This is a genomic window from Shewanella subflava (assembly GCF_025971955.1).
GTDB lineage: Bacteria > Pseudomonadota > Gammaproteobacteria > Enterobacterales > Shewanellaceae > Shewanella > Shewanella subflava.
In genome coordinates, this window is sequence record NZ_JAPDMX010000024.1 from 40,501 (window position 1) to 64,229 (window position 23,729).

Sequence of the window (23,729 nt, forward strand, 5' to 3'; positions counted from 1 at the left end):
TTGTTATATATATCAGTGGGCTGGAGTGTGGAAAATGTTTTATGCTTGCAAAGCTGAGTTTGGTTTGTACAGCAGTTAGTGAAAGGTAACCAGTTTCTGGTATTCTATGCGCCCATATTAACAGGGCGTTATTGCGAATATTACTATGTCAAAACCAGATTCAATCATACTTAGGCTGTTGCGTTGGGTTCAAAAATGGATGGTAAACACCATTGTGGTACCCCATGATCCGTTTGCGGATCTCAATTTTGATCCAGCAAAACCTATTGTTTATGTGATGAAAACAGAGTCGATCAGTGACACTGCGGCATTAAGTGAGATGACTGATGAGTTAGGATTACCTAGCCCATACGAGCCATTACAACTTGATGGACTGAAAGTGCCCCGAGTGGTTTGCTTAGAAGGTCGTAAGCCGATAATCGGTAAGCGTGAAGGGGGTGAGAAATTTTTAAGCTGTTTTACCAGTTTATTAGCCCTTCATCGTCAACAACCTGAACTCGATATTCAGTTAGTGCCTGTTAGCCTTTATTGGGGGCGCACACCTGGTAAAGAAGATGACACCATGAAGGCTGCGGTGCTTGAACGTGAAAGTCCAACTTGGCTTCGCAAGTGGTTGATGATTCTATTTTTAGGGCGTCACAGCTTTGTTCAGTTTTCTAATGCGATGTCATTACGTTACATGGCCGATGAGCACGGTACTGATAAAGCTATTGCGCATAAGTTAATTCGGGTTGCGCGTGTGCATTTTCGTCGTCAACGCAAAGTGATGACGGGGCCACAATTACCGAACCGTCAAGCCATGTTTGCTTCACTATTAGCATCTGAATCCATCATTAAAGCGATTGAAGAAGAGGCGGCTAATAAAAAGATATCGAAAGAAAAGGCGCGTGAAACTGCGATTGAATATTTGGATGAAATCGCTGCAGATTATTCTGACAGTTTAGTGCGCATTGCCGAGCGTTTCCTTACTTGGCTTTGGAACAAGCTCTACAGCGGTATTAACATTAAAGGCGCCGAACAAGTGCGTCAGCTGCATCACGATGGCCATGAAATTGTCTATGTGCCTTGTCATCGTAGCCATATGGATTATTTGTTACTGTCTTACATTTTGTATTATCAAGGCATGGTGCCTCCGCATATTGCCGCCGGTATTAACCTTAATTTTTGGCCTGCAGGCCCAATGTTCCGCCGTGGTGGTGCATTCTTTATTCGCCGCAGCTTTAACGGCAACAAGTTATATACTGCTATTTTCCGTGAATATTTAGATCAGCTTTTCGCTAAAGGCTATTCAGTCGAATACTTTACCGAGGGTGGGCGCTCACGCACCGGAAGATTATTAGCACCTAAAACGGGGATGTTGGCAATGACAATCAATAGTGTCTTGCGCGGTATTGAACGTCCTGTCACCTTAGTGCCGGTTTATTTGGGTTATGACCACGTGATGGAAGTGGCGACTTACCACAAAGAATTAAGCGGCAAGAAAAAAGAAAAAGAATCTGTTTGGCAAGTATTTGGTGCTATTAGAAAATTACGTAATTTTGGTCAAGGTTATGTTAACTTTGGTGAACCGATCAATTTACAAAACTTTTTAAAGCAACAGGCTCCAGATTGGCGTGAAGAAGTGGCTAAAGATCCAGAACAAAAACCGTCATGGATAACGCCTGCGGTAAACCTTTTAGCCAATCAAGTAATGACAAAAATTAATGGTGCAGCCGCAGCTAGTTCAGTGACCTTAACTAGCTTGGTATTATTGGCTTCAGAGCAAAATGCACTTGAGCGTCATCAATTAGAGCGTCAATTGGATTTTTATCTCAAACTGCTAAAAAATGCGCCTTATTCTAGTTACACCTCGGTTGCCGAAGGTAATGGTGCTTCGATTATTGAGCACTGTTTATCTTTGAATAAGTTCACCCTCGAAACCGACCCATTAGGTGACATTGTGGCGCTTGATCCAAAGCATGCCATCACGTTAAGTTATTATCGCAATAACATTATTCATTTAATGATTATTCCTTCGTTAATAGCCAGTTGCTTGGTGCGCTACGAAGAGTGTGACCGTGAACAAATATTGGCTGTAGTGGAAGATTTCTATCCACTGATGAAAGCTGAGTTATTTATGGGGATTGAAGATATTTCAGTGTATGTGGATCAGGTATTGGCGCAGATGGTGGCAGAAAACCTTCTGAGTTGTGGCGATAACTGCACTGTTGTTGAAGGCAACATAACCCAGCTAGAACTGCTTGCAGAAACGGTCAGTGAAACCATGCAGCGCTATGCGATTATCTTTAATCTTTTGGCTATAAAACCTCATTTAGAACGTGCAGAACTGGAATGTGATAGCCATGTATTAGCTCAACGTTTAGGTGCGCTGCACGGCATAACCGCGCCAGAGTTCTATGATAAAAAACTATACAATACCTTGAGTGTTAAATTGAAAGAGCTAGGGTATTTAAGCAGTCATGAACACTTAGACGAAGTTTCTCGTATTCGTGATCATGCCAATAGCTTGTTACGTTCATCGGTTAAACAAACCATCCAAGACAGCGTTAACGCGGAGCATTTAAGTTAATGGCCAACCATATGAACGCGGCCAAAAATGGCACCAAAAGTAAATCGCTTGTCGGCGGGGCGATGATTATTGCCGGGACAACTGTTGGTGCGGGGATGTTCTCTTTGCCGGTAGTCGGTGCTGGAATGTGGTTTAGTTACTCAATGATCATGTTAGTTGGCATTTGGTTTTGTATGCTGATGTCGGGATTATTACTGTTAGAGGCTAATCTTCATTTTGAGCCTGGTGCCAGTTTTGACACCTTAACCCGCGATACGCTTGGGCAGTTTTGGCGTATTGTTAATGGTTTATCCATTGCGTTTGTATTGTATATTCTTACTTACGCCTACATCAGTGGTGGTGGATCAATCGTTAACCATAGCTTGCAGGCTGTCGGTATTGAACTTCCGCAAAGTATTGCTGGTTTGGTGTTTGCTGCAGTGTTAGCGCTGATTGTATTAACTAGTACCAAAGCGGTTGATCGAATTACTACCATTATGTTGGGGGGGATGGTGATCACCTTCTTTCTAGCAACCGGTAATTTGCTGATTGAAATAGAGCCTAGTCGTTTATTCAAACCCGATGGTGAGGCTCGCTATTTACCCTATATGTTAGCCGCATTGCCTTTTGGTTTAGCCAGCTTTGGTTATCACGGTAATGTACCTAGTTTGGTGAAGTATTACGGTAAAGATGCGAAGACTATTGTAAAAGCGTTAGTGTTAGGAACATCAATCGCATTAGTAATCTATATCTGTTGGTTAGTGGTTACTATGGGTAATATTTCCCGTGGGGCATTCTCGGAAATTATTGCCCAAGGCGGTAATATGGGCGTGTTAGTCGGTGCATTGTCTGAGTCGATTTCAAGTGAAAATTTATCGCGCGTATTAACCCTGTTTGCAAATTTGGCCGTAGCCTCCTCGTTTTTAGGGGTCACATTAGGTTTATTTGATTACCTTGCCGATTTATTTGGTTTTGATGATTCACGATCGGGGCGTTTAAAAACCGCTGCAGTGACTTTCATTCCTCCTACGGTATCGGGTTTACTGTTCCCTGATGGCTTTTTAATCGCAATTGGTTTTGCTGCGTTAGCGGCAACCATTTGGGCTGTCATTGTGCCAGCATTATTAGCGTATAAAACGCGTCAGTTATATCCAGATAGCCAAGGATTTAGAGTCCCTGGCGGTAATGCGTTAATCGTTATTGTGGTGATGTTTGGCGCGGTGACGGCAATATGTCACTTGCTTGCGATGGCGGATATTTTACCTGTATATAAATAATCGCTTCAAAATGAACGCAAAAAGTCTTCTTCGGAAGACTTTTTGCGTTATGGGCCTTACATTTATAATGTTATTTTTACCCGGTTTGGGCGCGATATGTAACCCATGTTAGCCGACAAAACCATTGCGTATAGCAAGCTAAAAATAACCGAGTTTATTATGCCTCGGGCGCCGTGAATTTGTCGCTGTCCTACATGGCGAGCGATGCCTGTTTTACAACAGGGGCTTTAATGACTGCAAGAAAAATAACCTATTTGAGATCTGCGTTGCAATTATGCCGTTGATTTTTTGTGTTTTGTTGTTATATGGCTTTACTTGTATTAAGTTTGATTTAAGTTTGGAGTGAATAAACTCGGTCGATTTATTGATCGACTTCAAAGTTTAAGTGAATTGTATAACCCTATGCGCTTAAACCTAGAGTCATATCTGCTTTTTTGGCGCCAAAACACTCTACACTTACCGAAAATTAAAAAACGTAAAATTCTGTAAAACGGAGATGTGTGATGAACTGGCGTGCACTATTTAAACCAAGCGCGAAATATTCCATTATTGTACTGATTGTTGTTGGTGTGATTTTGGGTGTAGTAGGTTACTTTGCGACTCAGCAAACGTTACATGCAACAAGCACAGACGAATTCTGTATGACTTGTCATAGTAACCATTCATTAAAAGACGAAGTTTTGGCTTCTGCCCATGGTGGTGGCAGCGCAGGGGTGACTGTTCAGTGTCAAGACTGTCATTTACCTCATGGTCCAGTTGATTACTTGATCAAAAAAATTATCGTATCAAAAGACTTATATGGTTTCTTAACGATTGATGACTTTAACACGCAAGCTTGGTTAGATGAGAATCGTAAAGAACAAGCTGATATCGCGTTAAAATACTTCAAGGCTAATGACTCTGCTAACTGTCGCCATTGTCATACTCGTATTTATGAGAATCAGCCTGAAGATATGAAGAAAATGGCTAAGAAGATGCACGAGAACAACTTCAAGAAAGCACCTGAAGATAGAAAAACTTGTGTTGATTGTCATAAAGGTGTCGCACATCCTTACCCTAAAAAGTAAGTCGATTTAACCGACAACATAAAAGCCTCGTTTAATTAAACGAGGCTTTTTTTTTATGCTTATTATTTCACTGGGTAATCATACCAATCGTAATAAATAACTGATCACCCTAGCTTGTTAAAACACTCGATAACAGTGTTAGATTTTTTGATTTTAGAATAACTACTTATCGAAAAGTCTGCCTTGTTCTCAAGCGTTTTTCCTACGCTATTTTTGATCACTTACTTATCGTGATTGGTATCATAGGTTATTTTTGCAATACTTTTTGCCGATAAGCTAACAATCCAAAAAGCCCAAAAACACATACCACTATATAATCTTTTTGTTTTAATGTGAGCGTATCTTTAAACATCAGGTGAAAAATGACCATTTGTAAAGCGTGCATTATGACGGTCAGCAGCAACAATATCGTTAAAGCTAAGCCAATTAAACCTTCAAACGGGTAGGCTAGATTATAAATCATAACTAACCAAGCCATTGCTGTGGTGACATAACCACACTTAATCAGTTGGCTCATCAATTAACTCTCAGCTTGATAATTAAACAAGCGATAACTGACTTGACCGGCCTTTTTTTCTTTTAATGGTTGCCAACTGGCAGGGAACACAATATCAGCAATATCATTTTCGGTTTCAAGATAGATCAGGGCATCATCATTTAGCCAATTATGGGCCATCAAAAGCTCAATCGCCTTTTTTGCTAATCCTTTACGAAACGGAGGGTCAATAAACACCACGTCAAAACCTGTGTCTGTGCCTTTGGTTAATAATTGTAAGCTATCTCCATTAACCACTTTCGCATTGGTGCAATTTAAGGTTTGAAGATTTTTAGTTAATTGATTAGCTGCGCTTTTTTGCAATTCAAACATCAAGGCAAAATCAGCATAACGCGATAAAGACTCAAAACTTAATGCGCCGCTTCCCGCAAAGCAGTCTAATACTCTGGCACCACGAATATCGGTTGATAACCAGTTAAACAGTGTTTCTCGCACACGGTCAGTGGTTGGGCGTAAACCTTCTAAATCATGGATGGGAAGCTTACGAGAACGCCACTGTCCTGAAATAATTCTGACTTGCCCGCTACTGGTATTTTGTCGCGCCATGTGTTCCTCGTGATTTTGCCTGAACAAAGAAAAAGAAAGTGGTAGACTATGCTCACCTTAAACAGCTGATATTTTATATTAAACTCAGCAAAATTACTGAGTATTCTCCAATACCCTATATTGGCGAGCAAAATTAGCTGTAATTGATCCTATTTTTATATTGAGCACTGGTAGCAAACATGGCAAAGAAAGGTTTTTTCTCTTGGTTTCGTAAAGATAAGAGTGAGCAAGACGTTGAACAGGTTTCTAAAGAAACAACTCAAGATGTAATCCAAGATACGCCATCACTGACAAGTGAAGAAGAGGCACGTATTGCCGCAGAAGCCAAGGCTTTAGAAGATGCCCGTATTGCTGCTGAAGCTAAGGCTTTAGAGGATGCCCGTGTTGCGGCAGAAGCTAAGGCTTTGGAAGATGCCCGCATTGCAGCTGAAGCTAAGGCTTTAGAAGATGCCCGCATTGCAGCTGAAGCTAAGGCTTTAGAAGATGCCCGTATTACAGCTGAAGCTAAGGCTTTAGAAGATGCCCGTATTGCAGCAGAAGCTAAGGCTTTAGAAGATGCTCGCATTGCAGCAGAAGCCAAGGCTTTAGAAGATGCCCGTATTGCAGCTGAAGCTAAGGCTTTAGAAGATGCCCGTATTGCAGCAGAAGCTAAGGCTTTAGAAGATGCCCGCATTGCAGCTGAAGCTAAGGCTTTAGAAGATGCCCGCATTGCAGCAGAAGCTAAGGCTTTGGAAGATGCCCGTATTTCCGCTGAAGCGCAGGCTGCAGAAGATTCCGCCCAAGGCGTGGTTACCCAGGTTGAGCCGGAGCCACAGGAAAAGCCGAAAAAAGAAGGCATGTTCGCCCGTTTAAAGCGCGGTTTAATGCGCACGAGTGAAAACATTGGTTCAGGCTTTATCGGATTATTCCGAGGTAAGAAAATCGACGATGATTTATTTGAAGAGCTTGAAGAACAACTGTTAATCGCTGATGTAGGTGTTGAAACCACCAACAAGCTAATAAAAAGCCTAACGGAGCAAGCATCACGCAAACAGTTGAAAAATGCTGAAGCACTTTATGAGCTTATGCGCGATGAAATGCACAAGATGTTAGAGCCTGTTGCCATACCATTAGTGCCTGATAATGCCGAAGGCCCTTTTGTGATATTAATGGTGGGCGTTAACGGTGTGGGTAAAACTACCACCATAGGCAAATTAGCAAAACAGTACCAAAATCAAGGCAAATCTGTCATGTTAGCTGCGGGTGATACGTTCCGTGCTGCGGCTGTTGAGCAGTTGCAAGTGTGGGGGCAGCGCAATAACATCCCGGTCGTCGCTCAACATACTGGTGCAGATAGCGCATCGGTGCTTTTTGATGCTTTACAAGCCGCTAAAGCGCGCAAAGTTGATGTATTAATTGCAGACACCGCGGGCCGCTTGCAGAACAAAGGCCATTTGATGGAAGAGTTGAAAAAAGTGGTTCGAGTGATGAAAAAACTCGACATTAATACACCACATGAAGTCATGCTTACCCTCGATGCTAGCACTGGCCAAAATGCCATTAGTCAAGCGCAGCTTTTCCAAGAAGCGGTTGGTGTAACCGGCATAACATTAAGTAAACTTGATGGTACTGCGAAAGGCGGTATTATTTTCGCGATTGCAGATAAATTTAATATACCGATCCGCCATATTGGGGTGGGTGAACAAATTGATGATTTACGTACTTTTAATGCCCATGATTTTATCGAAGCATTATTTAGTCAAGAAAAGGCAGAAAAATAACCCATGATTCGATTTGAGCAGGTCAGTAAAGTTTATCCAGGCGGGCAAAAAGCCCTTTTGGATGTTAATTTTCACCTACGCCAAGGTGAGATGGCTTTTTTAACTGGCCATTCAGGTGCCGGTAAAAGTACGCTGCTTAAATTGATCACTGTTATTGAGCGCGCATCCGCAGGAAGAGTGTCAATCAACGGGCATGATATTGCCAATGTAAGCCCTAAACATGTGCCTTATTTGCGTCGCAATATAGGGATGATTTTTCAAAATCATCATTTGTTATTGGAAAAATCCGTATTTGATAATGTGGCGTTACCTTTAGTTATTGAAGGTTTCTCCCATGGCGAAATTAAGAAAAGGGTTGCCGGTGCGTTAGATATGGTCGGGTTATATGGCAAAGAGCGTCATAATCCTATTATGTTGTCAGGTGGTGAGCAGCAGCGAGTCGGCATTGCCAGAGCGATTGTGAATAAGCCGCCTATTCTGCTAGCCGATGAGCCTACGGGTAACTTAGATCCTAAGCTTTCTATGGATATTTTACGGTTATTCGAAACGTTTCATGATGCGGGAACCAGTGTATTAATCGCCACCCATGATTTGGGCTTAATCGCACGAATGAAATACCGCACATTTACGTTAAAGCAAGGGCAAATGATTGGTGGTGAGCAGCAAACGAGTCGAGTGAGTGAAGCTTAATGGCCAAGCAAAATAATATTACCCAAAGTAAGCTGCCTATCTCAGGCCGAATTGTGATGTTTTTTATTCGTCACGTGCAGCAAGGTATGTCTAGTATGGGGGAGTTATGGCGTAACCCCGTCTCATCGATTATGACCATGGCCGTACTTGGGGTGAGTTTAAGCTTACCTGCAGCATTGCAAGTGTTGGTTAAAAATGCTGAAAATATTACCCAATCTTGGAACAGTGCAGCCGAAATATCGCTTTTCATTAATGAGGGGCGAAGCGAGCAGTCTATTCAAAGTTTAATTTCACGGATAAAGTCATTTCGTGAAGTCGACTCTGTTGAATACATTAGTCGCGAACAAGCCTTGGAAGAGTTTCAGCGCTTATCAGGATTTGGTGAGGCGTTATCCTATTTAGATGAAAACCCGTTGCCAGCGGTTGTCAGTGTCACTCCCTCGTTAAAGTATTCAAGCCCTACAGGTGCTCGCGAGCTTCTGCGTAAATTAGAGCGTGAGCCAGAGGTCAGCTTTGGTCGTTTAGACATAGAATGGCTTGAGCGTTTACAAGCGTTGGTGCGTTTACTTGAAAAAACCGTTTTAGCCATTGCGGCATTATTGGTGCTAGCCGTCGTTTTGGTCATCGGTAACACGATTCGCTTGGCCATTATGAATCGTCGAACCGAAATTGAAATCATGAAGTTAGTGGGGGCAACTGAAGCCTTCATTCAACGACCTTTTCTTTATACCGGCATTTGGTATGGGGTTATCGGAGGGTTATTGGCTTGGCTGATTATCAATTTGTTGGTGTGGTATTTAGATGGCGCATTAGCGGATTTGATGGGGTTATATGGCAGTCAGTTAAGTATAGAGTCGTTGACCTTTGCTGAACTGGGTGAGCTAGTCTTATTGGCATCATTTTTAGGCTGGCTGGGATCGTATCTGTCGGTGCGTCAACACTTACGTAAAATTGAGCCCTCATAATATTCTTGATGTGTTTTTAATAAACTCAAACATTTAAATACTCTAATTGGAATAAGCGATAGCGTTAATCGGGTAATAGCACGCATATGAAATTTTGTTTACTTGCAAAGTCGTGCATTAACGGGTTAAATAGCATCTTGAATGAACTATTTTTGACATAAGATGTCTTAAATAACGTAGATTCATTAGCTATTATTTTGTAACTTTTTTAACTTATTTCATTTAATTTCAAGATTGATAGCATGTTTTGTCCAAAGAAGTAGTAGGAGAGCGAATGACTTATCAAACGCAATCAATGGCGCTAGCGTTACCACAAAGCAGTGGTAGCATAGAAGCTTACATTCAGTCAGTATCTAAAATTGAAATGTTAGATGCTAAGACGGAATTTGATCTTGCCAAGCGTTTACAAGAAACCGGCGATCTTCAAGCGGCTAAACAACTAATTATGTCGCATTTGCGCTTTGTTGCGCACATCGCCAAAGGCTATTCAGGCTATGGGCTACCACAAGCGGATTTAATTCAAGAAGGCAACGTTGGTTTGATGAAGGCGGTAAAACGTTTTGATCCCGATGTTGGCGTTCGTCTAGTGTCATTTGCTGTTCACTGGATTAAAGCTGAAATTCATGAATATGTCTTAAAAAATTGGCGTATCGTGAAAGTCGCAACCACTAAAGCGCAAAGAAAATTATTCTTCAACATTCGTAAATCTAAAAATCGTTTAGGTTGGTTTAGCGAAGAAGAAGTCGCAATGGTGGCTGAAAACTTAGGCGTATCTAAGTCTGATGTGACCGAAATGGAATCGCGCATGGCGGCTCAAGATCCTGCATTTGATTTAACGAATGACAGTGATGATGACGCAACCGATTTTGCTCCCGCTTTGTATTTAGAAGATCATTCTTCAGACGTTGCTCAGAACATTGAAGATGATAACTGGGAATCAGATTCGCAGAATCGATTATTATCCGCCATTAAAACCTTAGATGAACGCAGTCAGCACATTTTGCGTTCACGTTGGTTAGATGATGATAAAGTCACATTGCAAGAGCTTGCCGATACTTACCAAGTATCAGCAGAGCGCATTAGACAGTTAGAAAAAAATGCCATGAACAAGCTTAAAAGCTGTATGGATATCTAACCTTCCTTATTATCAATAAAAAAACCTGCCACGGCAGGTTTTTTTGTATTTGAGGCGCTAAAACAGAAAACTTATTCTACGTTCTGGATCTGCTCGCGCATTTGCTCTATAAGTACTTTTAGCTCGACAGCTGCTGAAGTGATTTCTGCGCTGATTGATTTTGACGCTAGGGTGTTTGATTCGCGGTTAAACTCTTGCATCATAAAGTCTAAACGACGACCTTCACTTCCGCCTTTTTTAAGGATTCTGCGTGCTTCAGTGACATGGGCTTCTAACCTGTCCATCTCTTCGGCCACATCTTGTTTTTGAGCCAGTAATACCATTTCTTGCTCAATACGGGCTGGGTCTAGTTCGCCTTGAATTTCTGCTAGGCGGTTGGTTAACTTTTCCCGTTGATATTGCATGACTGTTGGCATGTGCTCACGCACTATATTGACTTGCTCCATGACACCATCTAAGCGCGTAAGCAGCATGTCTTTTATGGCAGACCCTTCACGGCCTCGCGCTTCAATAAATTGATCTATGGCGCTATCAAAGGCTTTCATCAGCTCTGCGCCAATCGAATCCATGTCCTGTTCAGCCGATGCCAACACTCCAGGCCAACGCAATACGTCAGTAAGGCTTAATTCACCTTGGCCGGCTTCTTGTTTTAGCCAGTTAGCGGCATTAAGTAATTGCTTGGCAAGATCTTGGTTTAGCTGTAATTCATTACTGCTATTGTCGGCTAATTCATAACGTAGGTTCACTTCTACTTTACCGCGGTTTAGGCGTTTACGCAGACGATCTCGCAGTACAGGTTCAAAGCTACGAAACTGTTCTGGCAAGCGTAAGTAGGTTTCTAAATAACGCTGATTTACTGAACGAATTTCCCAAGAGGCTGTGCCCCATTGTGCTTTGTGCTCGATGCGAGCGTACGCTGTCATGCTTTGGATCATTAAGTGTCCTATATGTGTTATTAATCAAATTGATTAGCAATTATAGCGGTTTTATTGCTCTGGGTTAAAGGATTCGTTCACAGAATGATGCCTTTGCATGGCATATGTAAGCTTATACGACTATAATATCGTCCCAAATTTAATACGAATTCGACTACAGGACTTTTCATGCGCCCAAGCAATCGTACACCCGCTCAAACTCGCCCTATAACTATTACCCGTAACTTTACTGCCCATGCAGAAGGTTCTGTGCTGGTTGAGTTTGGTGATACTAAAGTACTTTGTACCGCCAGTTTTACTGAAGGTGTACCGCGCTTTTTAAAAGGTCAAGGTCAAGGTTGGGTCACTGCTGAATATGGCATGTTACCGCGTTCAACCCATAGCCGTATGGATCGAGAAGCTGCCCGCGGTAAGCAATCTGGTCGTACACAAGAGATCCAACGTCTTATCGGTCGTTCGTTACGTGCTGCAGTAGATATGAAGCTTCTAGGCGAAAATACCATTGTTATTGATTGTGATGTTATTCAAGCTGATGGCGGTACACGTACCGCGGCGATTACTGGAGCCTGTGTTGCTTTAGTTGATGCCTTAAACTGGGCACGTGGTAAAGGCATTATTAAAGCCAATCCACTTAAGTTTTTAATTGCTGCGGTGAGCGTGGGTATTTTTGAAGGTGAGGCTATCAGCGATTTAGAGTATATCGAAGATAGTGCTGCTGAAACTGACATGAATGTTGTGATGACAGAAACAGGCAAGATTATTGAAATTCAGGGAACTGCAGAAGGTGAGCCATTTAGCCATGAAGAGCTAATTGAGCTGCTTGGACTAGCTAAAAACAGTATTCGTGAAATTGTCGATGTGCAAAAAGCGGCATTGAGCTAAAATCAATTCCAAAATCAGGGACCGTTTACGGTCCCTTTTTTTAAGTAAAAATAGTCAAAAGAGGATTAAAAGTGAAAGCTTATCAACGCGAGTTTATTGAATTTGCCCTAGAACGCCAAGTATTACGTTTTGGTGAGTTCACCTTAAAATCAGGTCGTACTAGCCCGTATTTTTTTAATGCTGGATTGTTTAATACAGGCAAGGATTTAGCCCGCTTAGGACGCTTTTACGCCGCCGCATTAATGGATGCGGGTATCGAGTTTGATTTGTTGTTTGGCCCAGCTTACAAAGGTATTCCGATTGCAACAACAACGGCTGTGGCGCTTTGCGATCACCATGATAAAGATGTGCCATATTGCTTTAATCGTAAGGAAGTGAAAACCCATGGTGAAGGTGGCAGCCTTGTGGGAAGCGAGCTAAAAGGCAAAGTCATGTTAGTTGATGATGTGATCACCGCTGGTACTGCAATTCGTGAGTCTATGGATATTATTAATGCCCATAACGCTGAGCTTGCTGGGGTATTGATTGCGCTAGACCGTCAAGAAAAAGGCAAAGGCGAATTGTCTGCTATTCAAGAAGTTGAGCGTGATTTTGGTTGTGACATTGTGTCCATTATCAAACTATCAGATTTGATTAATTACTTATCTGAAAAGCCTGGCATGGAAGCTGAATTGGCGTCAGTCAGCGCTTATCGCCAACAATACGGGATTTAATCGATTTCACCATGATGTTGATTATTAAAAAAGCTGCTCAATAGCGATATTGATGCAGCTTTTTTATTGCGGCACTATCTATTTTACCTGATGCAAAAACTCAGCTCGTGTTGCCGGATTTGATTTGAAAATACCACCTAACGCCGTAGTGGTGGTTGAACTGGTTGAATCCATCACGCCACGGGATTTCACACAATAATGCACAGCATCCATTTTAACGGCCACATCTTTGGTTTCTAACAAGGTTTGCAATGCGACTAACACTTGTTGGGTTAGCCGCTCTTGCACTTGTGGGCGCTGAGCAAAAAATCGCACAATACGGTTAATTTTAGACAGCCCAATAATTTTGGTGCGTGGTAGGTAGGCAACGGTAGCAAAGCCATCAATGGTCACTAAGTGGTGTTCGCAGGTGCTGGTTAAGCTGATGTCTTGCACCCTGACCATTTCATCAACGCCCATTTTGTTTTCGATGACGGTGATTTTGGGGAAGTTTTCATAATCGAGTCCAGAAAAAATCTCATCAACATACATTTTCGCAATACGGCGAGGCGTGTCAGCTAAGCTGTCATCGCTTAAGTCTAATGACATCAGCGTTAAAATTTCACGCATGTGGTGTTCAATTTTGACCTTACGCTCTTCTGGTGTTGACGTTTTTGGCAACATTGGGGTTTCTAGCCCTCGGTCAGCTAAGGCGGCTTGAACTTTCTTTGCGGCTTCAGATAGTGCCATCACATTCTCCAACAACAAGTATCACATCAGTGTACGATAAAAATGAGGGTGCTGCTAACTGCAGCAGGGCGGGGATCATAACGCTATTTACTTTAAAATAGTATTGTTGAAATAGAAAAGCCGACCTTTTTAGTCAAGTATCGGCTTTGGAGGGGTATTTAAAACTTAAAAAATTATTTTACATTTAAGTTTTCTTTTAAGAACTTAAGCATAATTTCATAATATTTAGCGCGGTTTTCTGCATTATAAAAACCATGTCCTTCTTTGTCCCATACTTGTTTTTGGTAAGGGTAATTGGCTTGTTTTAATGCTTTTTCCATCGCTTCAAATTGTTCTATTGGTGCTCGTTCATCTTCTTCACCATGAATCAATAACACATTGGCTTTAAGCTTATCAACGTGATGAGTTGGTGACATCGCACGTAATTGCGCTACGTCACTACCAAGCACTTCTTTTAAAAATGCTTTACCGCCGTATGATTCTGGAACATCACCAGTTTCAAACATTTGCTCTAAATCATATACCCCAGCAACACCTATGGCACATTTAAACATGTCGGGTGCTAGCATTGGGCTCATTAAGGCAGAATATCCACCAAAACTCGCACCAGAGACACACACTCTGTTTTTGTCGGCATAACCTTGATCTATTGCATATTGTGTTGCATCAAGAATGTCATGTTGAATTTTACTTCCCCATGCACGATAACCAGACTCCTCAAAATCAATTCCATATCCACCTGAACCACGGAAATTCACTTGCAATACCGCAATGCCGTTTTGGGCTAATAATTGATTTTCTGGGTTAAATACCCATAAATCGCGAGGGCCGTGCGGTCCACCATGTGGATTAACCACCAATGGCATGTTTTTATGTTCAATACCACGCGGTAAGGTTAAATAACCATGAATGGTTACACCATCACGATTGACGAAGCTAATAGGGCGAACTTCTGACATCTCATTAGGGTCAAGTGCGGCATTTCCTGCGAATAGAAACTTTAACTTGAGGTTTTGACGGTCAAATAAGTAATAGTCACCTGAGTTTTTATCATTCATTGCCATGACAATAAGGGTATTACCGTTGATGGTTTCACTGACAATACGGATGCGGTGATCTGGAATTGCAGCCATAAGTTGCTGTAATGCTTTGGCTTTATTGCTTTCTGTGTCGACGAAGCGATATTCAGGGTAACCATTTTCAAATTCAACCGCGTAAAGCGTGTTGGTTTGATCACTTATCCAAGTCTTCAATGGATCGACAATATCATGCTGAATAATTTTTTGATGTTTAGCGCTAGCAAGTTCAACTTCATAAATAGCGCGAGTATTGCCTTCGCTATTGGCTATCGCGTAAATTGATTTGTTGTCTTCGGTAAATGAAATAGGATAAAAATCAGTTAGATCGCCTTTAATTCTGCTGGCATCAATCCATTCGTTATTATCATAATAAAATAATTGGTCATTATTTTTGCTATCACGAGCAAAGCTAAAACGCACTTCTTCATTGTTATCTACTAAAAAACTAGCGTTAGCGACAGGGGAGGTGGTGATGCGCTTGCGTTTGCCTGAATAGACGTTTACTTTGTAAACAAGGGTATATACATAGTTGAGACTATTCCAAGGATAAGCCATCACATAAATGTATTTATCATCATCTTTTAAGGTATCTAATACAAATGCACTTGCCTGAATAGACTCGTTATCAGACATGTTAGCACTGCCTGAGCTTCCCCGGCCATTATAGCCAAACAAGTATTTTGATTTACTGCCATCGTAGTTAACAGCTAAAAGCTCACCGTAATAAACAGATGATTCTTGACGAGGTTTCTTATAGAGTTTTTGTAAGACAATCCGTTCATCATTGACCCAGTAATAACTGCCCACTTCTTCTTCGCCATTAAATTTTACAGCGTAGGTAGGTTGCATTTTTTCGAGGTTTAAAATCAGTAATGTGCGCTTTTCATCCTCGATAAGAATGACACCTAGATGCTTACCATCGGGTGAAATTTTTACTTCTGAAAACTCTGAATAAGCACTGAAGTCTTTAATTGATGGCGAGGCAAAAGTATGGGGGGCGAATAAAATAAACAAACAGCAAGTGAGGTATAAAATGCGCAGCATAAATACAGTCCGTGTAATAAATGTTAAAAATGTAACAACATTGTATTTTATCTGAATTTATGGGGCAAGAGTTGTGGATTAATTATTCAATTAGATTAAGCGGATATAGGGAGGAAACTAGAGCTACATACACATTGCATATAGCCCTAATGCTGGCTAGCTTCTCAACAATTGCTGCTGAATAAAGGTCCATTGCTCATCAAAGTGTTGCGTTGGTTTTTGTTTAAACTCACTGCGGACAAATTGCGAAATTCTACCTTCTGCAAAGGCCAGTAATAAGTTAGCTAAAATGGCTTCATCTAGGTTAAATCCATGGCCTTCACGTAAGGTTTTTTCACGTAAAATTTGCTTAATTTGGGTTTCGATTTTTGCAAATAATACACTGATGCGACTGCGTAAACGTTCATTCTCACCCAATAATGCATCACCATTGAGTACTCTTGAAATACCCGGGTTACGTTCAGAAAATACTAATAAAAGATGCAGTACTAACTGGCAGCGTTTCATGGTGTCTTTTTCTTCATCCATGATGATATTCAAGCGAGATAAAAGAGCATCTTCAATAAACTCAATCAATCCTTCAAACATTCTGGCTTTGCTTGGAAAATGACGATACAGCGCCGCTTCCGATACACCTACTTCGGCAGCTAACTTCGCCGTGGTAATACGTTGGCCTGGGCTGGTTTCTAACATTTGGGCTAAACATTGTAGAATGTGTTCGCGACGATTGATTTTTGGGCTTTCCGCCATTCTTATTTTCCTTAACTCAGTGACTACTTATGAAGATTACTTGGTGCCTGAATGACCAAATCCGCCTTCACCACGATCTGAGCTATTAAATTCATCTACTAATGTAAAATGTGCCTGTACCACAGGAACAAAGACAAGTTGCGCTAAACGATCACCGATTTCTAAGGTAAAAGGGTTATTGCTTCTATTCCAGCAAGAGACCATTAATGGGCCTTGATAATCAGAATCGATGAGGCCAACTAAATTACCCAATACGATACCGTGTTTATGGCCTAGGCCTGAACGCGGTAAAATCACGGCAGCAAGGCTGGGGTCGGCAACGTGTACAGCAATACCTGTAGGGATTAATACTGTTTCACCAGGTGCGATAACCATGGTGGTATCTATCATAGCGCGTAAATCCATTCCCGCACTGCCAGGGGTTGCATAGGCAGGAAGTGGGAACTCACTACCGATACGCGAGTCGAGTATTTTTAGTTCAATAGGTGTTTTCATTTTGTGGGTAACTGCTGATTAATTAAAGTAAGTAGTTGACGCGCTAATGACAATTTATCCGTTGTTGGTAATGTCTGTTGGCCATTTGGCCAAAATACTTGCAACGCATTATTATCGGCATTAAATCCTAAGCCTTGAACCGATACATCGTTCGCTGCGATCATATCAAGTTTCTTGCGCGTTAGTTTGCCTTTTGCGTATTGCTCGACATGATTGGTTTCAGCTGCAAAACCGACCGTGAAAGGTTTATCTGCCAAGGCTGCCACCGTTGCTAAAATGTCTGGATTACGTATCAACGAAAGCTGCATTTGCTCTGCTGTTTTTTTCATTTTTTCTGTGGCCACATCGGCAAAGCGATAGTCGGCGACAGCTGCGCAACCAATAAAGATATCTTGCGGGCTGATGTGTTCCATGACGACTGAGAGCATCTGCTGTGCAGAGTCAACATTAATGCGTGCCACATTTGCCGGCGTGGCCAAACTTACCGGCCCAGATACTAAGGTCACTTCAGCGCCCATTTCTGCAGCTGCTTGTGCTAGCGCAAAGCCCATTTTTCCTGAACTATGATTAGATATGTATCTGACAGGGTCAATAGCCTCTCGGGTAGGGCCAGCAGTTAACAATAGTTTTTTGCCTGCGAGTATTTTGGGGGTAAAAAATTGATCTAAATGCTCGGCAATAACCAAAGGCTCTAACATTCGCCCAGGGCCTATTTCACCGCAAGCTTGGCTGCCTGTGGCGGGGCCCCATAAAGTGAACCCTTTTCGGCTTAAGTTAGCTAAATTTTCTTGAGTCGCGATATTTTGATACATCTGCTGATTCATCGCAGGACAGATAATCACAGGCGCGCTTGTGGCTAAACAGGTGGTTGTCAGTAAGTCATCAGCCATGCCTGCATTAATGCGAGCAATTAAGTTGGCTGTTGCCGGGGCAAGGAGCACCACATCAGCCCAACGGGCTAGCTCAATATGCCCCATCGCCGCTTCAGCCGCGGGATCGAGTAAATCTGCCGCCACGGGATGGCCTGAAAGTGCCTGAATCGTCAATGGGGTGATAAACTCCATTGCGCTTTGCGTCATGATCACGCGCACATCTGCACCGCGTTCTTTTAAGCGACGAATCAAATCGGCACTTTTATATGCGGCTATACCACCACCAATACCTAATAAAACTTTCTTATCTGTCAGCATGGGTAAAATTCACTTCAAATCCTAATGCGGCTAACGATACCACAAAGCAATCGAAAGTGGGTGAAGATCCATTATCAAAATATTCGACCATACTGTTTTGTGACAGCCATTAATTTAAATGGAAAAAGGGTAACTTAAAACAAGGAAGGTTTATGGCGATTAAAGATTGGCCGCAGGGTGAAGGGCCACGAGAAAAACTATTACTCAACGGCGCGGGACAATTATCCGATGCAGAATTACTTGCCGTGATATTGCGAAATGGCCTAGCGGGTAAAAATGCATTGGATTTATCACGTCAGCTCATCATGCAGTTTGGTGGTTTACGTAAATTACTCTCAGCCTCGAAGCAGCAAGTTTGTCAAATTAACGGTGTTGGACCGGTAAAATTTGCTCAATTGCAGGCTGCAGCCGAAATTTCTAAGCGAATTGCACGAGAAAATCTACAAAGAGGTCAAATTTTGACAAATCCTGATTTAACTCGGGACTATTTAATGAGACAATTAGCGGACCGATCCTATGAAGTGTTCGCCTTACTATTGTTGGACAACCAACATAGAGTCATTCAATTTGTAGAATTATTTCGTGGCACAATAAATGCGGCTTCGGTTTATCCACGTGAAGTGGTAAGCCTGGTGCTTGAAAAAGGTGCTGCGGCAGTAATAGTCTGTCACAACCATCCCTCTGGCATTGCAGAGCCCAGTCAAGCTGATCGGCGAATAACTGAGCGAATAAAAAATGCATTAGAAACTATCGATGTTTCTTTGTTAGATCATATGGTTGTGGGTGATAAAGAGATAGTGTCCTTCGCCGAGCGAGGATGGTTAATATAAACAATACTTGATCTTGTGTAGCCAATCGTGTATAAAATGCGCCCTCTTTGTGCCTCGGGCGACGGCCATACGAGGCACATTAATGCTCGAGCGTTAAAAATTTGTTTTGGAGAAGATTGACATGTCAAGAGTATGCCAAGTAACTGGCAAAAAGCCTATGGTTGGTAACAACCGTTCGCATGCTAAAAACGCGACTCGTCGTCGTTTTTTACCTAACCTACAAAACCACCGTTTTTGGTTAGAAGAAGAAAAGCGTTTCGTACAATTACGTGTATCTACTAAAGGTATCCGTATTATCGACAAGAAAGGTATTGAAGTTGTTGTTGCTGAACTTCGTGCCCGTGGCGAGAAGGTATAATAGAAAATGGCTAAATCTAAAGGTAATCGCGAGAAGATCAAATTAGTATCTACTGCTAAAACTGGTCACTTCTACACTACTGAAAAGAACAAGCGTAACATGCCTGAGAAAATGGAAATCAAGAAATTTGATCCAGTTATTCGTCAGCACGTTATCTACAAAGAAGCTAAAATCAAGTAATTGATTTTTGACTCTTAAAAAAGCCCCTTATTAGGGGCTTTTTTTATGCTTGAAGAAAAGTAAGCTATACTTGAATATTACTGATGATAACTTTTTGGCTGTCATGAAGTTTTTACAGCGGTTATACATTTTTTATTTTATCCATAATGAAAATAAATGCTTTAATAGTGAATTAAGATGCAATAGCATTGCGTAAAATGTGATGGTTGGGTGGATTGAATCATCGTTGTTAAATTGACTAAATGTAAAGAGAGGTGATTTTGTCCGTGAGAACTACAGAACTGGTTGATGGATTTCGTCATTCTGCACCTTATGTTAATGCCCATCGTGGTAAAACATTTGTTGTAATGTTAGGCGGTGAGGCACTCGCGAATAATCATTTTCGCGGCATTTTAAATGATGTGGCTTTGTTGCATTCTCTTGGAATTAAAATCGTTCTTGTATATGGCGCCAGGCCGCAGATTGATGCGGGCTTAAAGGCTGCAGGGATAGAGCCGGCATACCATAATGGAATTCGTATTACTGATGAAGACACATTAAAAGTCATTAAGCAGGTTGCGGGTGCGACTCAATTTGATATTACCGCGCGTCTATCAATGAGCCTTGGTAATACCCCAATGCAAAATGCGCAAATTAACTTAGTCTGCGGTAACTTTGTTATCGCGCAGCCTTTAGGGGTTGATGATGGGGTGGATTTTTGCTTAAGCGGTAAAGTCCGCCGTATTGATAGTCAGGGTTTAAGGCGTCAGCTGGATAATAATTGTATTGTATTAATGGGCCCGATTGGGGCATCTGTTACTGGTGAAAGTTTTAACCTTACTGCTGAAGAAGTGGCGACTCAGGTCGCGGTTAAATTAAAGGCCGATAAAATTATCGGTTTTAGTGAGACTAATGGTTTATCGGATGAAAACGGTAATGCAATTGCTGAACTCATGCCAAATCAAGCGATAGAACATTTAGCGAAAATGGAACAAGATGGCTCAGCTTGTACTGGCACTACTGCGTTCGTCAAAGCCAGTATTGATGCTTGTCGTAATGGCGTGCCACGTTGTCATTTAGTCAGTTATTTAGATGATGGTGCCTTGTTACAAGAGTTATTCTCCCGAGAAGGTATCGGTACCCAAATTGTTACCGAAAGTGCTGAGCGATTACGCCGTGCGACAATCAGTGATATCGGCGGGGTACTAAACCTGATCCGCCCATTGGAAGAACAAGGTATTTTGGTAAGACGTTCTCGCGAGCAATTAGAGATGGAAATCGAGCAGTTTATGCTGATCGAACGTGACAACTTAGTTATTGGTTGTGCCGCGTTATACCCGTTTGAAGAAGACAATGCCGGTGAGTTTGCTTGTTTAGTGGTGCATCCTGATTACCGTGACGCCGACCGAGGCAGTGTGCTATTAAACAACATTATCGGTCAGGCAAGAGTACGTGGTTACTCACGCTTATTTGCACTCACAACACGCAGTATTCACTGGTTTTTAGAGCATGGCTTTAATATTGTCGAAGTGGAAGCGTTACCAAATAAGAAAAAGCAATTATATAATTATCAACGTCGCTCAAAAATTTTAGCCCTTGATTTATAATTAATTTTCAATATAAAAAATGCCGGATTGCCCGGCATTTTTTATATCTTCAATTCCATCATTACCGCGAGTGATTAAGATTTTTTCAATATTTCATATCGCTTAAGATGATCCATGTATTGGGTCAATCAAGCGATGATTTTAAACCTAATGGTTGGTTTATATTTTGCGATTTGATAGCCTTTATTGGCCTCGTCAATGTTGACTCCATAACCCACGGAATGTTTAGCATGCATAGCATTACCTTAAGCGCCATCGATACTTCAGCACTATATAGTTTAATCGGCTTACTTGTTGGTTTGGTCGTTATAGCAGGGATAATATTGATGAAACCTATGCCAAATACGGCCAAATATGCCGCCATGGGGATATTGCTGGCGGTGTTCAGTATCTTTAGCGTGGCATTATATCAATCTTATACCAGCCATCTGATATGGGATGATAAAACCGTTTCGTTAAATATCCCGTTATATGCTCAAACATTCGACTCTGAGGATATTGATTGGCAAGGGGCATATATCACAGATTTAACGACTCAGACAGAACTCAAGCCTAAATGGCGCACCAATGGCTTAGGTTTACCGGGTTACAGTTTGGGATGGTTTACATTACAGGATAAGCGCAGGGCGTTATTGTCTGTCGTTGGGGCTAAACAGGGCTCGCAGCGGGTAATTATCATACCCACGCACAAAAATTACTTGATGATGCTCAGTGTGGAGCAACCAGAACGCGCATTGGCTTTACTCCACTCAAAAAATCACTAGTCACACTCGGTTATCCGTGGGTTACTTGGCGACGTTTTTGATGTTGAGTAAGCATATCGCCAACGAAAACTAACAGTGCTAGCCAAATAAATCCGAAGGTGATGCCTTTTTCCATATCAAAGGGTTCATTAAATAGCTTTACCGCTAAAATGAACATAATACTTGGGCCTATGTATTGGAAGAAGCCTAAAATTGAAAAGGGGATTCGTACCGCTGCACCAGCAAAACACAATAACGGAATAGTCGTGACAATACCTGCAGCGATAAGGGTTAAATTCAAATTCAGACTATTTATTAACATGCTAGTAGCGGATGAGTCTATTGTCAGCAGTAAATATCCTAACGCGACGGGTAAGAGCAATGCGGTTTCAACCAGTAATCCGGTTTTTGCATCCACGTTGACCTTTTTACGTAATAAGCCATAAAAGCCAAAACTGGCTGCTAGGGCTAATGATACCATTGGGATTGAGCCGAATGAGATGAGCTGCAACAAGACGCCCATAAAAGCCAAAGTGACGGCTACCCATTGCATTTTTCGTAATCTTTCACCCAGAAATACCATCCCCAACAACACATTAAACAGGGGGTTTATGAAGTATCCTAAACTTGCATCCAGCATGTGATCGTTGTTAATCGCCCAGATAAAAATCAACCAATTCGCAGCGATTAGTATTGATGTAACAATTAACACACCGACCTGTTTGGGGTGTTTTAATACCTGATGTAAGCGTCCAAATCCGCCAATAAATTGCATTAATACAATCATAAACACGAATGACCAAATCACGCGATGCATTAAAATTTCCAGCGGCGAAACTTGAGTGAGCAGTTTGAAATAAAGTGGTGCAATACCCCAAATAACATAGGCGCACACAGCAAGGAGAACGCCTTTACGGTATTCTAAATCAGGCATAAAGGATCACAGGAGTTATCAGGCAAATGGACTGGGGATTGTAGGCCTCATCGATGAGCGACTCAAGTAAACTGAGATAACTTGTTTCATTTTCGGTGTAAAGAAATGTGCTGACATTATCCCACCATGTATGTGCCAGTGCCAAACGCGATATGCGTGCCTTGCTCATTGTGTAATTCCATGCGGCAAACTGAGACACGATTACCTGAACGAATAACGCTTCCCGTACCTGTGAAGGTTTGGCCTCTACCTGGGCGCAGATAATCAATACGCATGTCGATTGTGCTTAAGGTTGTTAATCGCTGCTGTAGCTCCTCGATATTCCAATCATCTCGGCTGGCGACCAATCCAGCAAACACCGTTAAACCACCGACCACATCCAGTATGGTTGCGGCGACACCGCCGTGAAGAATATTTTGATGTATATTGCCGATCAACTCAGGCTTCATCTTGACCACGACTTCAACGCCTTCAATGTCATAGCGTGTTATCGATAATCCTAACAGGTTATGGAAAGGCACATGTTTATCAAAAACCTCTGCAACTTGTGCTAAAACTTGAGCTTGGATAGGTGACGTCATGTTCTTCCTTGGTATATCTGACAAACGTAGAGTATTTAATCTAGCGCTAATTTACAGATGATTCAATCACTAATACTCAATACGGTTTAAGCCAAGACATATGGCTTGCACTGCTTTAGAATAGACGACGATTTTGCCCCTTATTGCCATGGATAT

At 41.9% G+C, this 23,729-nt stretch carries 24 protein-coding genes; 14 read left to right on the forward strand and 10 right to left on the reverse strand.

All coding sequences use genetic code 11. From position 1 onward, the window contains the following. Positions 1–145: 145 nt before the first annotated feature. The 3 genes from plsB (at position 146) to OHT75_RS09340 (ending at position 4,892) form a co-directional block, all read left to right on the forward strand. A complete protein-coding gene (plsB, locus tag OHT75_RS09330; RefSeq protein ID WP_264726215.1) occupies positions 146–2,569 on the forward strand; it encodes a glycerol-3-phosphate 1-O-acyltransferase PlsB in 2,424 nt (807 codons plus the stop codon). Next, positions 2,569–3,825, forward strand: coding sequence for a tryptophan permease (gene mtr, locus OHT75_RS09335; protein WP_264726216.1), 1,257 nt, complete (start codon positions 2,569–2,571; stop codon positions 3,823–3,825). Before plsB ends, mtr begins: the two co-directional genes overlap by 1 nt. A 503-nt stretch (positions 3,826–4,328) precedes the next feature. Next, a complete protein-coding gene (locus tag OHT75_RS09340) occupies positions 4,329–4,892 on the forward strand; it encodes a NapC/NirT family cytochrome c (RefSeq protein WP_264726217.1) in 564 nt (187 codons plus the stop codon). A 247-nt stretch (positions 4,893–5,139) separates the two neighbouring features. Here the strand turns inward: OHT75_RS09340 and OHT75_RS09345 are convergent, their stop codons facing one another. Both OHT75_RS09345 and rsmD read right to left on the reverse strand, forming a co-directional pair. Further along, a complete protein-coding gene (locus tag OHT75_RS09345; RefSeq protein ID WP_264726218.1) occupies positions 5,140–5,409 on the reverse strand; it encodes a DUF1145 domain-containing protein in 270 nt (89 codons plus the stop codon). A gap of 3 nt (positions 5,410–5,412) precedes the next feature. Further along, positions 5,413–5,994, reverse strand: a complete 582-nt coding sequence (gene rsmD / locus OHT75_RS09350) for a 16S rRNA (guanine(966)-N(2))-methyltransferase RsmD (protein ID WP_264726219.1) — start codon at positions 5,992–5,994, stop codon at positions 5,413–5,415. Between the two features lie 179 nt (positions 5,995–6,173). Here rsmD and ftsY point away from each other — a divergent pair, with 179 nt between their 5' ends. The 4 genes from ftsY to rpoH all read left to right on the forward strand — a co-directional run bounded on the left by ftsY (position 6,174) and on the right by rpoH (position 10,544). Continuing rightward, on the forward strand, positions 6,174–7,754 hold the full coding sequence (ftsY, locus tag OHT75_RS09355) for a signal recognition particle-docking protein FtsY (RefSeq protein WP_264726220.1): 1,581 nt from the start codon (positions 6,174–6,176) through the stop codon (positions 7,752–7,754). A 3-nt stretch (positions 7,755–7,757) separates the two neighbouring features. Then, positions 7,758–8,444 (forward strand): cell division ATP-binding protein FtsE, encoded by a 687-nt coding sequence (gene ftsE, locus OHT75_RS09360; protein ID WP_264726221.1) that lies wholly within the window; start codon positions 7,758–7,760, stop codon positions 8,442–8,444. Beyond that, positions 8,444–9,409 (forward strand): permease-like cell division protein FtsX, encoded by a 966-nt coding sequence (gene ftsX / locus OHT75_RS09365; protein ID WP_264726222.1) that lies wholly within the window; start codon positions 8,444–8,446, stop codon positions 9,407–9,409. The genes ftsE and ftsX overlap by 1 nt, the downstream gene beginning before the upstream one ends. Positions 9,410–9,683: 274 nt before the next feature. Next, positions 9,684–10,544 (forward strand): RNA polymerase sigma factor RpoH, encoded by an 861-nt coding sequence (gene rpoH, locus OHT75_RS09370; protein WP_188842142.1) that lies wholly within the window; start codon positions 9,684–9,686, stop codon positions 10,542–10,544. A gap of 71 nt (positions 10,545–10,615) precedes the next feature. Here rpoH and OHT75_RS09375 read toward each other — a convergent pair whose 3' ends face one another. After that, positions 10,616–11,479 (reverse strand): YicC/YloC family endoribonuclease, encoded by an 864-nt coding sequence (locus OHT75_RS09375; protein ID WP_188842161.1) that lies wholly within the window; start codon positions 11,477–11,479, stop codon positions 10,616–10,618. Positions 11,480–11,647: 168 nt separating this feature from the next. Between OHT75_RS09375 and rph the strand changes: the two genes are divergently transcribed. Both rph and pyrE read left to right on the forward strand, forming a co-directional pair. Continuing rightward, on the forward strand, positions 11,648–12,361 hold the full coding sequence (gene rph, locus OHT75_RS09380; RefSeq protein WP_188842163.1) for a ribonuclease PH: 714 nt from the start codon (positions 11,648–11,650) through the stop codon (positions 12,359–12,361). Between the two features lie 71 nt (positions 12,362–12,432). Continuing rightward, positions 12,433–13,074 (forward strand): orotate phosphoribosyltransferase, encoded by a 642-nt coding sequence (pyrE, locus tag OHT75_RS09385; RefSeq protein WP_264726223.1) that lies wholly within the window; start codon positions 12,433–12,435, stop codon positions 13,072–13,074. 78 nt (positions 13,075–13,152) lie between these two features. Here the strand turns inward: pyrE and folE are convergent, their stop codons facing one another. The 5 genes from folE to coaBC all read right to left on the reverse strand — a co-directional run bounded on the left by folE (position 13,153) and on the right by coaBC (position 18,361). Then, positions 13,153–13,803, reverse strand: coding sequence for a GTP cyclohydrolase I FolE (gene folE / locus OHT75_RS09390; RefSeq protein ID WP_261297728.1), 651 nt, complete (start codon positions 13,801–13,803; stop codon positions 13,153–13,155). 173 nt (positions 13,804–13,976) lie between these two features. Beyond that, positions 13,977–15,926, reverse strand: a complete 1,950-nt coding sequence (locus OHT75_RS09395; protein ID WP_264726224.1) for a S9 family peptidase — start codon at positions 15,924–15,926, stop codon at positions 13,977–13,979. 156 nt (positions 15,927–16,082) lie between these two features. Then, a complete protein-coding gene (gene slmA / locus OHT75_RS09400; protein ID WP_188842172.1) occupies positions 16,083–16,676 on the reverse strand; it encodes a nucleoid occlusion factor SlmA in 594 nt (197 codons plus the stop codon). Between the two features lie 36 nt (positions 16,677–16,712). After that, positions 16,713–17,171, reverse strand: a complete 459-nt coding sequence (gene dut, locus OHT75_RS09405; RefSeq protein WP_264726225.1) for a dUTP diphosphatase — start codon at positions 17,169–17,171, stop codon at positions 16,713–16,715. Next, positions 17,168–18,361: a bifunctional phosphopantothenoylcysteine decarboxylase/phosphopantothenate--cysteine ligase CoaBC gene (gene coaBC / locus OHT75_RS09410; protein ID WP_264726226.1), complete on the reverse strand. Its 1,194-nt coding sequence runs from the start codon at positions 18,359–18,361 to the stop codon at positions 17,168–17,170. The genes dut and coaBC overlap by 4 nt, the downstream gene beginning before the upstream one ends. 152 nt (positions 18,362–18,513) lie before the next feature. Here coaBC and radC point away from each other — a divergent pair, with 152 nt between their 5' ends. The 5 genes from radC (at position 18,514) to OHT75_RS09435 (ending at position 22,079) form a co-directional block, all read left to right on the forward strand. After that, positions 18,514–19,191: a RadC family protein gene (radC, locus tag OHT75_RS09415; protein WP_264726227.1), complete on the forward strand. Its 678-nt coding sequence runs from the start codon at positions 18,514–18,516 to the stop codon at positions 19,189–19,191. Positions 19,192–19,312: 121 nt separating this feature from the next. Further along, positions 19,313–19,549 carry a 50S ribosomal protein L28 gene (gene rpmB, locus OHT75_RS09420; RefSeq protein ID WP_160054466.1) on the forward strand — a complete coding sequence of 79 codons (237 nt, stop codon included), beginning with the start codon at positions 19,313–19,315 and terminating at the stop codon, positions 19,547–19,549. Between the two features lie 6 nt (positions 19,550–19,555). After that, the gene (gene rpmG / locus OHT75_RS09425; protein WP_160054468.1) at positions 19,556–19,729 is read left to right on the forward strand and encodes a 50S ribosomal protein L33; all 174 of its coding nucleotides are present in this window, start codon (positions 19,556–19,558) and stop codon (positions 19,727–19,729) included. 266 nt (positions 19,730–19,995) lie between these two features. Continuing rightward, a complete protein-coding gene (argA, locus tag OHT75_RS09430) occupies positions 19,996–21,315 on the forward strand; it encodes an amino-acid N-acetyltransferase (RefSeq protein ID WP_264726228.1) in 1,320 nt (439 codons plus the stop codon). A gap of 230 nt (positions 21,316–21,545) precedes the next feature. After that, positions 21,546–22,079: a PH domain-containing protein gene (locus OHT75_RS09435; RefSeq protein ID WP_264726229.1), complete on the forward strand. Its 534-nt coding sequence runs from the start codon at positions 21,546–21,548 to the stop codon at positions 22,077–22,079. Positions 22,080–22,089: 10 nt separating this feature from the next. Here OHT75_RS09435 and rarD read toward each other — a convergent pair whose 3' ends face one another. Both rarD and OHT75_RS09445 read right to left on the reverse strand, forming a co-directional pair. Further along, positions 22,090–22,992, reverse strand: coding sequence for an EamA family transporter RarD (gene rarD / locus OHT75_RS09440; RefSeq protein WP_264726230.1), 903 nt, complete (start codon positions 22,990–22,992; stop codon positions 22,090–22,092). A 116-nt stretch (positions 22,993–23,108) separates the two neighbouring features. After that, positions 23,109–23,573 carry a thioesterase family protein gene (locus tag OHT75_RS09445; RefSeq protein WP_264726231.1) on the reverse strand — a complete coding sequence of 155 codons (465 nt, stop codon included), beginning with the start codon at positions 23,571–23,573 and terminating at the stop codon, positions 23,109–23,111. Between the last annotated feature and the right edge of the window lie 156 nt (positions 23,574–23,729).